General features: G+C 58.3%; 9 protein-coding genes. 5 read left to right on the forward strand and 4 right to left on the reverse strand.

Annotated elements, in window-relative coordinates; translation table 11 throughout:
- Nucleotides 1–41 precede the first annotated feature (41 nt).
- Nucleotides 42–2,210: a tetratricopeptide repeat protein gene (locus tag CA51_RS11685; RefSeq protein WP_145120743.1), complete on the reverse strand. Its 2,169-nt coding sequence runs from the start codon at nucleotides 2,208–2,210 to the stop codon at nucleotides 42–44.
- A gap of 422 nt (nucleotides 2,211–2,632) precedes the next feature.
- On the opposite strand from CA51_RS11685, the gene CA51_RS11690 reads away from it, so the two are divergent.
- The 3 genes from CA51_RS11690 to CA51_RS11700 all read left to right on the forward strand — a co-directional run bounded on the left by CA51_RS11690 (nucleotide 2,633) and on the right by CA51_RS11700 (nucleotide 5,777).
- A complete protein-coding gene (locus CA51_RS11690; protein ID WP_145120745.1) occupies nucleotides 2,633–3,259 on the forward strand; it encodes an FMN-dependent NADH-azoreductase in 627 nt (208 codons plus the stop codon).
- A gap of 20 nt (nucleotides 3,260–3,279) precedes the next feature.
- Entirely contained in the window at nucleotides 3,280–4,191 is a 912-nt protein-coding gene (locus CA51_RS11695) for a triphosphoribosyl-dephospho-CoA synthase (RefSeq protein ID WP_197451766.1), read from the forward strand.
- Nucleotides 4,192–4,352: 161 nt separating this feature from the next.
- Nucleotides 4,353–5,777: an IS4 family transposase gene (locus CA51_RS11700; RefSeq protein ID WP_145120749.1), complete on the forward strand. Its 1,425-nt coding sequence runs from the start codon at nucleotides 4,353–4,355 to the stop codon at nucleotides 5,775–5,777.
- Nucleotides 5,778–5,893: 116 nt separating this feature from the next.
- On the opposite strand, the gene CA51_RS11705 is transcribed toward CA51_RS11700, so the two are convergent.
- The 3 genes from CA51_RS11705 to CA51_RS11715 form a co-directional block, all read right to left on the reverse strand.
- Nucleotides 5,894–8,977 carry a valine--tRNA ligase gene (locus CA51_RS11705; RefSeq protein ID WP_145120751.1) on the reverse strand — a complete coding sequence of 1,028 codons (3,084 nt, stop codon included), beginning with the start codon at nucleotides 8,975–8,977 and terminating at the stop codon, nucleotides 5,894–5,896.
- An 81-nt stretch (nucleotides 8,978–9,058) separates the two neighbouring features.
- Nucleotides 9,059–10,639 (reverse strand): citramalate synthase, encoded by a 1,581-nt coding sequence (cimA, locus tag CA51_RS11710; protein ID WP_145120753.1) that lies wholly within the window; start codon nucleotides 10,637–10,639, stop codon nucleotides 9,059–9,061.
- Between the two features lie 447 nt (nucleotides 10,640–11,086).
- The gene (locus CA51_RS11715) at nucleotides 11,087–11,401 is read right to left on the reverse strand and encodes a hypothetical protein (RefSeq protein ID WP_145120755.1); all 315 of its coding nucleotides are present in this window, start codon (nucleotides 11,399–11,401) and stop codon (nucleotides 11,087–11,089) included.
- Between the two features lie 398 nt (nucleotides 11,402–11,799).
- On the opposite strand from CA51_RS11715, the gene CA51_RS11720 reads away from it, so the two are divergent.
- Together CA51_RS11720 and CA51_RS11725 are read left to right on the forward strand one after the other, a co-directional pair.
- Nucleotides 11,800–12,483 carry a TIGR03546 family protein gene (locus CA51_RS11720; protein ID WP_145120757.1) on the forward strand — a complete coding sequence of 228 codons (684 nt, stop codon included), beginning with the start codon at nucleotides 11,800–11,802 and terminating at the stop codon, nucleotides 12,481–12,483.
- Nucleotides 12,480–14,228, forward strand: a complete 1,749-nt coding sequence (locus tag CA51_RS11725; protein ID WP_145120759.1) for a TIGR03545 family protein — start codon at nucleotides 12,480–12,482, stop codon at nucleotides 14,226–14,228. Before CA51_RS11720 ends, CA51_RS11725 begins: the two co-directional genes overlap by 4 nt.
- The last annotated feature ends 108 nt before the right edge of the window (nucleotides 14,229–14,336 follow it).

Here is a 14,336-nt window from a genome sequence, read left to right on the forward strand (position 1 = left end):
CGCCACTTCGATCGCTTCAGAGTCATTTCGCAGGTCGATTATCAGCTGCCGGGAACCCACAGCTTGCTCCCTTCGCCGGGAGTTTGCGGAGGCGTCGGGCTATCGGGAGTCCACAGACCTCCGCCGCCGCCCGCTGGTGGCGCTGGCGGTTCGCTGCCGACGCCCATCGGGGCTCCTCCTTGAGGCGGACCCTGTCGCGGCGATCCATCGGGATTGATCAGGCCCAGTTCGACCAACATCTGTTGCAATTGCCCCATCACGGCAGCATCGTTGCTGAAGTCGGCGATGATCTCTTGCACGACCGATTGGAAGCCTTCGCTGTCTCCCGATTGGACGCGGCGAACGCATTCGTTTAACAGCATCGGTGCGTGAGAGACGCCGTTCGCCTTGGCCCACGTTTTCGCTTCGGCCAACAACTCCATCGCCTTCTCTTCGTCGCTGGTCACGTCGATCAACGAGATGTAAGCGTGAGGTTTGATGCGGACTTCGTCTTCGCCCAAATCGATCGACAGCAATCGCTGTGCGGTAGCGCGTTGGACAGGAGTGCAGCGGAAGTTGCGGGCACGATCCAACAGGATGTAGAGTTGTTGGTGCGTCGCCGATTCGACGTTCACGCGGTACAACGCGTCGACTGGCAGCGAATAGACTTGTTCGTCGTCGCTGATGTCGATCGGCTTCAGTGCGTCGACCTTCAGTGCGGTCCGCAATTGGTCGAGAACGGCGGGATCGTCGTACATCACGTCGTACGATTCGATCACGCGAACCAATGCGGTGCGTTGCAAGCTGAACGCTTCGTCTTCGAGCGTTTCGCCCGGCGTCTTTCCGTCGAACAGCGGCAGTGGCGTAGCCAAAACGCGGTTGACAAATTCACGGTTAGTGACGGCAGCTTGCAGCTTGCGAGCTTCGGCTTGCGTTCCCGCGACACGCATGATCGGCATGTTCACGCTCGCGGCGCTCATCAACGGAATCGTGTCTTCGTTGACTTTCGGTTCGCCCGAGACAGCGCTGAAGGCGGTGAAGAACTTCATCGCTTCGTCCAGCTCGCTGCTGCAAACGCTCAACAGTTCCAACCGTGCGGGGCGATCGGTTTGTTTGCCGAACAGCAACGCGTTGGTCAAGACCAAGGGGGCGACATCGGCAGCGGGCAGTTTGTCGGTTTCGGTCAGTTCGCGATCCAACAGCTGGAAGCCCGAACGCGGTGGGACTTCGTTTTCGTCGGTGTTGCCCGCCATGCGAATCACATCGGGGGGCAGTTGCACGACGCGGCTGCTGGCGATCAGCTCCTGTTCCAGCATCGCGAGGTCTTCGATTTCCCAGGTGTAATTCGAGCAGGGAGTGCAGATTTCGGGTTGGTCGGGAGCCAACAGCACCGAAAGTGCCAGGTCGCGAGCGCGGCGGTCGGCGTCGATCGTGTCGACCTCGCTCAACTTCTTCAAGATCTGCGATTGACGCTTGGCATCGCCACGCCAAATCGCACAGACCAACAGGCCGCGCAAGACGGCTTCTTCTTGCGGATTGCTGCGGGCTAACGATTCGAATTTTGATTCGGCCAGCAGAATCTGGTTTGCTCGCAACAGCACCGAAGCTTCGTCGTAGCGTTCGCGAACCGCTGGCGTCTTCGGTTTGACGTCCAGGGTAGGAACATCTTTCAACATGTTGCTGATTTCGCGCGAACGATTGACCTGCTCGACAGCCATCGATGCCAGGCGTTCGTTTTCGTAGCCTTGAGCGGTCAGCGCCAGGCCGGCGAAGCAGCGCGAAGACAACAGGTTGCCAGCTTGTGCAAACGACAGCGACAACACCGAAGCGACATCGAGGACAAAGGTGTCGACGCCGTGGGAGGATTCGGCCAATGCTTGTAGCAACGATTCAGCTGCCGATTGGGTTTCGCCACACACGCCCCGGTAAGCGGCTTGTTGTGTCAGGGCCAGCGGATTGCTTGGCTGCAAGCGAATGAAACGCTCTGCATTTTCCGCCAACGCTTGGTCCTCCTTGAGTTCCAACAGCAGACGACCGCGGATCGCCAAACACCAAGCCGCATCGGGATGTTCTTCGAGTACTTGGTTCAGACGATCGAGGGCGGCGACCATCTGGCCTCCGCTCATCATCTTCAGTACACGTTCCATCTCGTGGATCGAGTCTTTGCATTTGCAAAACTTAATCTTCTTGCCACTGCCACATGGGCAAACGCTGTATTGGTCGACAGACATGGGCGTGGAAGCCTCCGGTGCTGATTGATTGGGCTTGGCCTTCAGCCAAAGCGATCGGTTGGACCAGGCTCGAGCCTGGCGAATTGAATTATCGATTGAACTTGGCCTCGGCGGTACCCTAACGGTACGCGAGCAACCAATTCTGTGGGCGTTATGTTATCAAAGTTCGCAGTGCCTGACGACGGGACGCCGCCGCGGCGCCCCCTGTTTCCCGTTTTCATTTTGGTGCTGCGATTGGCTGTGTGGGAACGCTATCGATCGACTAACGATACACGCCCCAAGCGCGAATCGAACGTCCCCGCTGCGACGCTGCGAATTTCTTTTCCGTTGAGTTACGCTACTGGAAGCCGCGGCGAATCGGATCGGATATAACTTTTTGCGTTGTCGCTTTGCCGCCTCTCGTTTTTTAGGGAAATCCCGTCGTGTCCAAACTGCTGTATATCGAATCGTCGCCGCGGAAATCGCGTTCCAAATCGATCAAGGTCGCCAAAGCGTTTGTCGACCAGTACCAAGCGTCGCATCCCGAGGACGAGGTGGTGACGATCGATCTTTGGCAAAAGACGCTTCCCGAATTTGATGGGTACACGATCGATGCGAGGTACCAGGTGATGAATGGTCCCGCGCACGACGCCGACCAAGCCGCGGCGTGGAAGAGCGTCGTCGATGTGATCGAGGAATTTAAGTCGGCCGATAAGTATCTGTTCAGTCTGCCTATGTGGAATTTTGGGATCCCTTACAAGCTGAAGCATTACATCGACGTGATCGCTCAACCGGGCCAGACGTTCAGCTTTTCTCCCGACACCGGCTACAGCGGCTTGGTCACCGGTAAACCGGTCACCGTCGTCTACGCCCGCGGCGGTGCTTACGGCAGTGATCAGGCCAAAGGGATGGATTTTCAAACCTCGTACATGCAGATGCTGCTCGGCTTCATCGGTTTCACCGAGATCCAATCGGTGGTGGTCGAGCCGACGATGGCTGCTGCGGACGACCTCGTCAAAATCGAAGCCGCAGCGGTCGAGAAAGCTCAGCAATTGGCAACGACCTTCTAAGCTCAGAACCGTTTCCTTTCGTGAGCTCCAAGGAGTTACCCATTTCGAGTCCAATCCGTCAAACGCCGTTCGATTGGCAGGCGGCCGCGAACCTTTCGGTCGGCGCGGCGGTTGGGCTCGCCTGTACCCTCGAGGCGACAGCTGTCAAAGCTGGCAACGTCTTTCCGGGGCAGGAGTTTCACGATCTGGGCGTCGCCGATTTTTTAGCTGCTGCGGCTGTCTGCAGTTGTGTAATGGATCGCGCCGACGATTTCAGCACCGGCCAGTTGGCGTTGGAATCGGTTCAGCGGAGCCGCGCTGCGACGCGTTCCAACGCCAATCTTGGGATCGTCTTGCTGCTAGCGCCGTTGGCCAAAGCGGCCGCTGCCGGCGGGCGACATTGCGACATCGCCGCATTGCGTCAGCAATTGACGCTGCTGTTGAACAATTTGACGCCCGACGACGGGCGACTTGTTTTTCAAGCGATCCGCGAGGCAGCGGCGGGAGGACTGGGGGACGCCGAATCACATGATGTCAACGCGCCACAGGCCGATGTCGATCTGTTGGAAGCGATGCGGATGGGACGCGACCGCGACAAGATCGCCGAACAATACAGCACCGGTTTCGCATTTGTCTTCGAAACCGTGGCCCCTTGTCTGCAGCGAGCGATCGTCGACGAAGGGGATCTTTTGCGAGGCATCTCGCGGGCGCAGGTCGCTCTGCTGGCGGATCACATCGATACGCTGATCCAGCGGAAGTGTGGCGCCGCGATCGCGGAAGAGGCAAAGCAGCGAGCCCGCATTGTGTATGACGCTGGCGCTTTTGATGTCCGTTCGCCTGAATGGGGCTCGCTCAACGATTGGCTGTGCGGCGACGGAAACCGCCGCAATCCAGGAACCACCGCCGACCTGATCGCGGCGGGGTTGTTTGTCCTGATTCGCAGCGGCTTTTGACAAGCCTAGTGGCTTGTCAACCTTTGATTTCAGGCCTGATGGTAGTGGACGAGGTTACGAGCTGTTGATTACCCACAAGTCGCCGCAAAAACAGCTCGTTTTGGCACGGTATTTGCGCTTGTAGTATTTCATTTTGCACAATGAAATCTTAAGGTGAAAGCATGCAACCGACCAGTATCGCATACGAATTTCAAGATATTCAACTTGGAGACAAACGTCTCAACGATCGAGCCGAAGCGTTGCTCGCCTCGCTGGCGGCCAACCCTTCGGCCAGTATCAACGAAGCTTGCAGTGGCTGGGACGAAACCAAAGCCGCCTACCGTCTATTCGATAACCCCAACGTCGATCCAGAAGCCATTCTCGGGGCTCACGCTGAAAAGACACTCCAACGAATCAAAGCCCAAGACACCGTTTGCATCGCACAAGATACCACCGAACTGGACTACACCGCGCATCCGCCCGAAGGCGTCCGCAATCTCGATCGCTTAGGCCGCCGTGGACTTTACGATCATTCCCACATCGCCTTCACGCCGGAGAAACTTTGTCTCGGGGTGGTCGGTGTTAAGTTCTACGATCGCGACAAAGAAGCGCTCGGCACCAGCAAGAAGCGAGAAGGCCAACCCCTACACACCGGCGAAGGGCAACGATGGCTCGATGGTTATCGCAAGGCCTGCGAGATCGCCGGAAAATGTCCTGAAACTCAGATCGTTTCGCTGGCCGATCGCGAAGGAGACATCTACGACATTTTCGTCGAAGCCGATCAGCATGAAACACCGGCTCAGTTCGTCATTCGCTCGCAGCGAAAACGCTCGTTGCCGGAGAAAGACCCCGATGGCGGGCCTGCGGCTTATAAGAAAATGCGTGCCGAAATCGCATCCGCCCAGCCGGTCGCTTACCGCGAAGTCCAGCTTCCCCAAACGCCCAAGCGAACCAAAGGATCAGGAAACAAACAACACCCCGGCCGTGAAGCACGCACTGCGAAGTTAGAAATTCGAGCGAAGCGGATGACTCTTCGTGCGCCACACAACAAGCAGTCTTCGATGCCGCCGGTCGAGATCAGTGTCGTTTGGGTGCGCGAGATCGATGGCCCAGGCGACGGAACCGAAGTCGACTGGCTGTTACTGAGTTCTCTGCCGGTCGACACGATTGCCCAGACGCTGCGGATTGTGGATTTGTATGTGGCTCGTTGGCCAATCGAAGTATTCTTTCGAGTTTTCAAAACTGGCTGCCGGGTCGAAGAGATTCAACTCGAAGCGAGAGACCGACTGATCCGCGCGTTGATGTTTTACAAAGTGATCGCATGGCGGATCATGTTTGTGACCTTCTTAGGCCGCGAGTGTCCAGAGCTTCCCTGTGATGTCGTCTTCAGCGAAGCGGAATGGAAGTCGGTCTGGAAAGTGGTGGAAAAGACGGCTCCCCCAAAGCAAGCTCCTGAGCTGTCACAATTCATCCCGGTCCTTGCGACCCTTGGCGGCTACAATCACCGCCAAGGCGACGGTCCGCCGGGAGCCGAAGTAATCTGGCGAGGCACGCGGCGAATGCTCGACTTCGCCCTCTGCTGGCAAGCCTTCGGACCAGACCAATGACTTGTGGGTAATCGACAGGAGGTTACGAGTCCCTTCGCGCCCGAGATTATGGGGACTCGTGACCTCGTCCACTACGCTTAATCTTTTGTGCTGACGCTGCACCAGCGCGCTGGCGTTTAAGCCTTGCGGGATTGCAGATCTTTGATCGCCTGTTCGACAGCCGTCCGCTGCTGCTTCAGTTCGCCAAGGCTTTGGCGTTCCTTCTGGACCACCTCCGCCGGAGCGCGATCGACGAAGCTCTCGTTGGCCAGCTTGTTCTGCTTGCCCGAGATCTGTTTGATCAGATTCTCCAACAGCTTGCCGTTGCGTTCGAGTTCGGCATCGACGTCGATGAACTTTTCCAAGTCGACGAAGACGTCGATATCGATCTGCGGCAAAGCGACGTGTGCCGAGGTCTGCGGCGCCGTTACGTCGGGACCAAACGCTGTCGCGTCGGCGTGCGCAAGGGCAGTGAAATACGTTGTCATCGGTTGCAACAATTCAGCCGTCGATGGCGTGCAACGGATTGCAAACGGAACGGTGTCACGCGTGATTCCCTGCCGGCTGCGGATCTCGCGGATCGCTCCCAAGGCCGCTTGGAACGTGGCAAATCGCTCTTCGATCACGGTGTCGATCTGCGATTCATCGGCGACGGGCCACTCGGCTTGCATCAACCACTTCGCCGCCGGTTGCGGATCGGCGAGGCCACGCGTTGGGGCGATCTGCCCCAAGTGTTGCCAGATCGATTCGGTGACAAACGGCATGATCGGATGCAGCAGTCGCAGCAACGTGTCCAACGTGTGAGCAAGGACTTGTTTGGTCGGTCCCGCTTGCGCCGGATCGTTCAACCGCGGCTTGGCCATCTCGACGTAGAAGCTGCAGAACTCGTCCCATGCGAAGTCATACAAGGCTCGTGCCGCATCGGCGTAGCGGTAGTGTTCGAGCGCTTCGGTGACTTGGGCGGTGACGGTCGCCAGACGACTGAGAATCCAACGGTCCTCGGTCTCCAGCGTTTGCACATCCAGCGGAGTCGTCGGGGTATCTTCCAGGTTCAGCATCGCAAACCGAGCTGCATTCCACAGCTTGTTTGTGAAGTTCCGCGCCTGTTCGAACCGCTCGCTGACGACAGCCGCCTTGGGCAGGGCGATGTCCGCTTCGGCTTCGGCCCACTGCGTCGAGAACTCCTTTTTGCAATGCTTGCAAGCGATCCGCGGCAGCTGGCGATTCTTCTTCGTCTGGTCGTTCAGCTTCTCGCAGTGCGGGCACTCGAACTGCACCGGCATCCGAACGTCTTGCGTTTCGGCGGCGATCCAGGCGAGGCCAAAGCGGAGCGAATCGGGGCCGAACTTGTCGATCACGTCGTTGGGGTCGACGCCGTTCCCCTTCGACTTCGACATCGTTTCGCCGTTGCCATCCATGATTTTTGGATGGATGAAAACTTCGCGGAACGGAATTTCGCCGATGTTGTTGAGTCCCATCAGCACCATTCGGGCAACCCACAGCGTGATGATGTCGCGACTGGTGATCAGCGTGCTGGTCGGATAGAAGTACTTCAGCTCATCGGTTTGTTCGGGCCAGCCGAGGGTCGAATGCGGCCACAGGGCACTGCTGAACCACGTATCCAAAACGTCGGGATCTTGAACCAGTCCCAGCGATTCGACCTGTTGTTCGATCTCAGCGTCTTCGGCTTCGATGCAGACGTGGACCGAGTGATCTTCGGCGGTTTGGTGGACCAACTTGCCATCGCTGGCGGCGGCGATCGAGGCAAGTTTTTCGGAGATCGCAGCGGCTTCATCCGCCGATCCGCAGGCCAGCGACCAGATCGGAATTCGATGTCCCCACCAAAGTTGTCGGCTGACGGGCCAGTCGCGTTTTTCGCCCAACCAGTCGAGATAACCCTTGCGATAGCGAGGCGGGAAGATTTGCACGCGCTCGTCGGAGACGGCGTCCATCGCCGATTGAGCCAGCGTGTCCATCTTCACGAACCATTGGTCGGCCAGATAGGGTTCGATCGCTGTCTTGCTGCGATCGCTCAACCCCAGTTCGATCTCGCGGTCCTCGATCTTGACCATCAGCCCCGCCTCTTCCAAATCGGCGACGATTTTGTTGCGGGCTTGTTTGATCGTGAGTCCTTCGTAGGGACCCGCTTCGGCATTCATCGTGCCGTCGGAATTCAAGATGTTGATCATCGGCAGATCCTGCCGCTGTCCAACTTCGTAATCGTTCGGGTCGTGGGCGGGAGTGATCTTTACGCAACCGCTGCCCAGTTCCGGCTTGGCCCATTGGTCGGCGACCAGCGGGATCTCGCGGCCCAACAGCGGCAAACGCAGCTTGCGTCCGGCGGCCGCCATGTCGCGCAGTTGGATCAACAGTGGCAGATGAGTTTTCCGGCGCTCAGCCAACGCTTTGATCTGCGCTTCGACGTCGGGGCGTTCCTTGTCGCTCGCCGCCGCCAGCTTCTCCTGCAGTTCGGCTTCGATCTTATCCAGTTGGTGCGCTGGATCGGGATGGACCGCGACGGCGGTGTCGCCCAACATCGTCTCGGGACGCGTGGTGGCGATCGTTACGCTAGTCGGTTCGCCCGGCTGCGGATCGATCACCGGGTATTGGTAGTGCCAGAAATGTCCCTGCTTGGTTTCGTGAAAGACCTCGTCGTCGCTGACGGCTGTCTGCAGGAAGGTGTCCCAGTTGACTAGCTTTTTGCCGCGGTAGATCAACTGTTTGCCAAACAGGTCAAAAAACGTGGCTCGGACAGCCGCGGCGCAAGTATCGTCCAGCGTGAAGCGAGTCCGCCGCCAGTCGCAACTACAGCCCATGCGTTTCAGTTGTCCCAGGATCCGCGTCTCGTATTGGTCCTTCCACTTCCAGATCCGCGCGACAAGTTCCTCCCGCCCCAGATCGTGGCGGGTCTTGTTCTCCAGCTCCTTCAGGCGACGTTCGACGACCGCTTGCGTGGCGATCCCGGCGTGGTCGGTCCCCGGCATCCAGAGCGCCGCATAGCCTTGCATCCGCCGCATCCGAACCAGCACGTCTTGCAACGTGTTGTTCAGACCGTGCCCCAAGTGCAACGCACCGGTCACGTTTGGCGGCGGAATCACGATCGCAAACGGTTTCTTGTTTGGATCGGGATCGGCGTCGAAGCAACCGGCTTGTTGCCACGCGTCGTAAATCGGCTGACAAGCTTCGGTGTGGTCAAAACGGTTTGGCAGCTCGTGCGTCATTTGTCTGGAGTGGGATAGAGTGACGTGGGGAAAAATACGAATGATCAAACGATCGGAAGCAATCTTGGGCGTCCGTTGCAGCTATTTGGCTGCGTTGTCTGCCAAGTGCAGTTTGTATTCGACGGCATCGACAAGAGCATACCAGCTGGCTTCGATCAGGTTCTCGCTGACGCCGATTGTGCCCCAACGGTTCTTGCCGTCGGTGCTTTCGATATTCACGCGGATGTGGGCGGCGGTTCCTTCGTCGCAGTTGACGACGCGAACTTTGTAGTCGACCAGATGCATTTCATCGAGCATCGGGTAATCGACCTGCAACGCTTTCCGCAGTGCGGTGTCCATCGCATTGATCGGACCCTGCCCTTCGGCAGCTTCGAAGCGAACGTCGTCGCCGACCGACAGCTTGATGATCGCTTCGGCAAACGCGACGTGCGAAGTCGCGTCGCGGTCGCCGGCGACACAGCGGTATTTAATCGGTTGGAAGTGGGGGCGGTATTGGTCGGCGCACCGTTTGACCAGCAGATCAAACGATCCGTCGGCGGTCTCGAATTGATAACCAAGGTTCTCCAAGCGGACAACTTCCGCCAGGATCTTGTCCATCAGTTCGCGATCGGCATCGATGTTGTGCTTGCTCGTCAACGCCGCGATGTTGCTGCGTCCGCTCAGCTCGCTGACCAAGATCCGTCGCTCGTTTCCAACCGATTCGGGATCGATGTGTTCGTAGGTGCTAGTCGCTTTGGCGATCGCGTGGACGTGCATCCCGCCTTTGTGAGCAAACGCGCTCTGGCCAACAAACGGTTGGTTGTTCCGCAGCTGCATGTTAGCGGTTTCGTAGACGAACCGGCTCAGTTCGGTCAGGTGCTGCATCTGGTCGCCACCCAAAACCTCGAAGCCTCGCTTGATTTGCAAGTTGGCCATCACGGAGATCAGGTCGGCGTTGCCGCAGCGTTCGCCGATCCCGTTGATCGTTCCCTGCACTTGATTCGCACCGGCGTCGACGGCGACCAAGGTGTTGGCGACGGCGAGATCGCAATCGTTGTGGCAGTGGATGCCGATTTGAACATCGTATTGCTTGACTGCATCGATCGCGGCGGTAACGATTTCGCGGATCTCTTCGGGCATTGTACCGCCGTTGGTATCGCACAACACGATCCACCCGGCTCCGGCTGACGCAGCGGCTTGGATCGTCTTGGCAGCATACGCCGGATTGGACTTCCAACCGTCAAAGAAATGCTCTGCATCGTAGATCACGTCGCCACACTTCTTCAAAAACGCGGCGCTGTCACCGATCATCTCGAGGTTTTCTTCCAGCGAGACGTTCAGAACCTTCGTCGCGTGGAAGTCGGATGTCTTGCCGACAAAGGTGCAGACTGGCGTTTCCGCTTTTGCCAGCGCGATCATGCCGGGATCGTCGGCTGCCTTGAGGCTGCGGCGACGGGTCATGCCAAACGCGCAGACCTTCGACGCGCCAAGGTTAAGCTTGCGAACCTGCTCGAAAAACGCCACATCCTTTTCGTTCGACAGCGGGTAGCCACCTTCGATGAACTCCACGCCCAATTCCGCCAATCGTTGGGCAATCAGCAGTTTGTCCTGTAACGAGAGGCTAACGCCTTCGCCCTGCGTGCCATCACGCAGCGTGGTGTCGTAGGTTTTGATCGATCGCATGGAATTAAAGGGTGGATGGAAGGTGGTAGATAACAAAAAAACCCCAAAGGCCGGAAGCCTAAGGGGTTTTTAACGTTTGCATTAAAACACAATCCCACTCGGCTCGGCGTCATGTCGACGGAGCAATAATAATGACAGCGATGTCAATGATGGAGTGGGGTTGCATTGCAGCGATTTGGTTTGGTTCTGGGACGCGACGGAATTCCCACCGCGTCGCCTGAGGTTAGCCCCGATCGCCGGGGGTGTCAATGGGATTGAAACCGCCGCTGTGGGGCCCACGGACGTTGGGCCGTTTGGTAATTTGGGGTATGAGCGAAGGGGCTCGCTCTGCCACGGTTTCGATCTCCGCCGGCCGGCACCCGTCATTTAATGACACCCGTCGCGGTTGACGCGTTCGCTGCACCGGCGGGCGAACGCGTCGAAATCCCACGTGTGTGGGGGGGCAGGCTAGCAGGCGCGTTGGACGGTGACAGCGGAGCGACTGGCGTCATTGAGTGCGCTGATCGGCAGCTGGCTGGTTCGCTGCCCATCGGTCCCATAGAAGTAGATCGCTCGGGTTTTCATGTCGCAAACCGCTGTCAGTTTAACGCTTCGAGGCCCGTGCAGGCAGAAGTAGAGGCCGCATGGCGTACCTCCTTTGGCGATCACTCGCTGGGTGACCGGGAAAGCTCCTGGTTCCAGTTGGCCGAGTTCGCTGAGCGTGTTTTGAACCAGGGTGCGGAGGCGGGAAATGTCGATCTGAGCTATGGGATTCGCAATCATCGTCGCGTTGTCACTCCATTGATGCCGGCATAGTTAGGATGGTTCATTTGCCCAGCGGATTGCGGGGGCGGAGTCATTCCGCCCGATGGCCCGGGCAAGTTCTCTATCGTCTCACGCCACCAGCGACCTTAGCCTCGCGAATCAGGGAATCGGATCAGAGTCCTTTCGCCGGCCCAATCCTTCGGATCACGCAGATTGCGAGGGCTAGCGGATTTGGGTGGAACTAGTCGCTTGCCTCAGAGGAATGGAGAGTTGTCGATTGGGGCCGCGGAACAGCTTCCAAAGTAAAACTTTGCCGGTTTTGCTGCATGTAGGGATTTCAGCGGTCGATAGTCATTGCGTAAGGTTCGCGTTGTTGCAGGCTGACTTTCTAATTCTCTTGGCGGGAGCCCTTCGTTGTGATTATTTGGCTGTATCGTCAGATCCAAGGTGTACGCAAAGCGCTTGCCGGGCGCGATAACCCCGAGCAGCTCGCTTGGGCGATGGCTTTGGGGGTGCTGTTGGGAGTGGTTCCGAAGGGGAATCTCACCGCCATGCTGCTTGTCTGTTTGGTTCTCGTGTTGCGTGTCAACCATGCGATGGCCGCCGTCACCGCTGTTGTCGTTAGCATCGCCGCGGTTCTGTTGGACCCGTTCACTCATCAATTGGGCAGCTGGGTGCTTGAGCAGCCCGCGCTGCAAGGCTTTTTCACATGGAGCTGGCAGCAACCGTTGGTGCCTTGGACCGACCTCAACAATACCGTCGTGATGGGCAGTCTGTTGTTTGGTTTGATGACGCTCTTCCCGACCTATAGTCTCGCGCTGCCGGTCTTCCGATCTTTCGCGCCGGAGAAGCCAGAGAGCCCGATCAGTCCCGCTAAGTCGGAAGCGTCGCAGACGCTCGCCGCTGCGACATCGAGTCCCCAGCCGCAAGCGGCTCCGCGTTCGGCAGTAGCACCACCCAGACCCAATCCGCGGCCGCAAGTCGATGTGATTCGAGTTCGCCGCGATCAGCCCGCCGGTGCAAAACCGGCGGCCGGCGGCAAAAGCGACGCGCCTCGTCGCGAAGCTCCCCAGGTTAAGAAGCAGGAGAAGGCAGCATGATTCGTTGGCGCTATCTATTAACTCGTGTTGTGATCGTTGTCGTCGTGATCGCTTTGATCCGGTTGGCACTCGCTCCTGCTGTCCGCTACACAGCCATCCAAGCTTTGCAAAAAGCGACCGGAGGCCGCGTCGATATCGCTGAAACGCATCTCGATCTGTGGCCGCCGCGGATCTATTTTGAACAACTAGCGATCGCCGATCCGAGCAAGGAGCGGGAGGACGCTGTGCAAGTCGAGCTTATCGAGTTTCGGCTGCAACCGTCGGATCTTGTTCGCCGTCGCTGGGTTGTTGAGAAGGCGCGGATCACTGGGCTGAAAATCAACGAAGCCCGGACAACCGACGGCCGCCTGGCACCTCGTGAAACGCCGGTTGCAAGTGGCGAGAGCTTCTCGGGCAAGTTGGCCGGACTGTTGCAAGATTATGCCAAGGACCATGCCACGGCATTTGCTCGCGATCTGCAGACGGTTCAGGTTTCCGAAGAGATCCGCACCCGTTGGAAGAATGAATACGAATCGTTGACAGGTCGGGCCAAGCAGCTCGAGGGAGCGATCCGCGAGGTCCGCGATGGCATCCAAGGAATCGATAACCCGCTCCGCGATCTGCCTCAGTTGCAGCGCGCGTTGGCACAGGCTGAATCGATCCGCCAGGAGCTGTTGGTGGTTCGCAAGGCGATCGACAATCTGCCGCTTGCAGTCCAAGAGGATTTGGCTCGCATGGAAGCGGCTCGCCGAGCCGACGTCGATCGAGTCGCTCAGTACATTCCGCTAGCCGATGGGCAGGAAGCGGATTTCAGTCCGGAGATGTTTCGTCAAGTCGTCACGACCCAGTTGGATCGCGTGCGGTCGTTCCTCGATGGCAGCCGTTCGGTCGCCGATTGGACCGTTGTCAGTCCCGACATGGAGCGTATCCGCGGCAAGGACATCAACTTTATGTTGGGCAAGATGCCGCCAAACTGGCTGGTTCAACTGGCCGAGGTTTCGGGGCAGATCCAAGTCGATGGTGTGAAATACGATTTGCAGGGGGTGATGGAGAACATCACGACCCAGCCGCATTTGGCTAACGGACCGCTGGTCGGCCGGTTGAAGCTGGATGGGCCGCAATTGGTTCGCGTCGACTTCCAACGACACACCGAAGAGCAACGCAGTTGGGACGACGTCACCTTGCATTGGCCTCAGTTGCCAATCAACGCGCTGGCGGTTGGCGAATCGAAGCAGACTTCGATCCGGTTGGAGCCGGGCGGGGTGGAATTGTGGGTGCAGATGTCGGTCGAAGGCGATCAAGTCGACGGCAAGCTGATTTCGAAGATGCGAAACACGCACGTCTCCGCCGAGATCCCGTCGAACAAGTACAACGAAGCGTTGGTTGCATCGCTCTCGGATTCGTTGCAAAACGTCCGCGAAGTGAATGTGGAAGCACGTTTTGGCGGTCGCTGGGATACGATGAAGATCAACGTCGCCAGCAACCTCTCGGGGCTCTTTTCCAACGCGGTTCGCACCGGCGTTGCAGCTCAGACTGCAGCGACCAAGCAGCAGCTGATGGGGCTAGCCGACAACGCCTATCGCGAGCAGGTGGGAGAGTTGCAGGTCTGGCTGACAAAGCAACAGACCGAAGTGCGAAAGACGTTGACCGATGTCGATGGCAGCGTCGAAGAGATCAGCCAAAAGCTGGTCAAGCAACTCGGCGCACCCGACCTCTACCTAGGCCGACTGCAACGGGGCCTAGAAGTCCCGATGCCCAAGTTCTAATCGCCGGCCACATCGGCCCTGCCCACCTTCGTTTAACCGCGTGCCCATCGGGCCGCGCGCTGGAGTGGAGGCTTCAGCCGATAGCTCGAGTGCGTTGCCGCCGCGGCT

This window comes from Rosistilla oblonga (genome assembly GCF_007751715.1).
Taxonomy (GTDB): Bacteria; Planctomycetota; Planctomycetia; order Pirellulales; family Pirellulaceae; genus Rosistilla; species Rosistilla oblonga.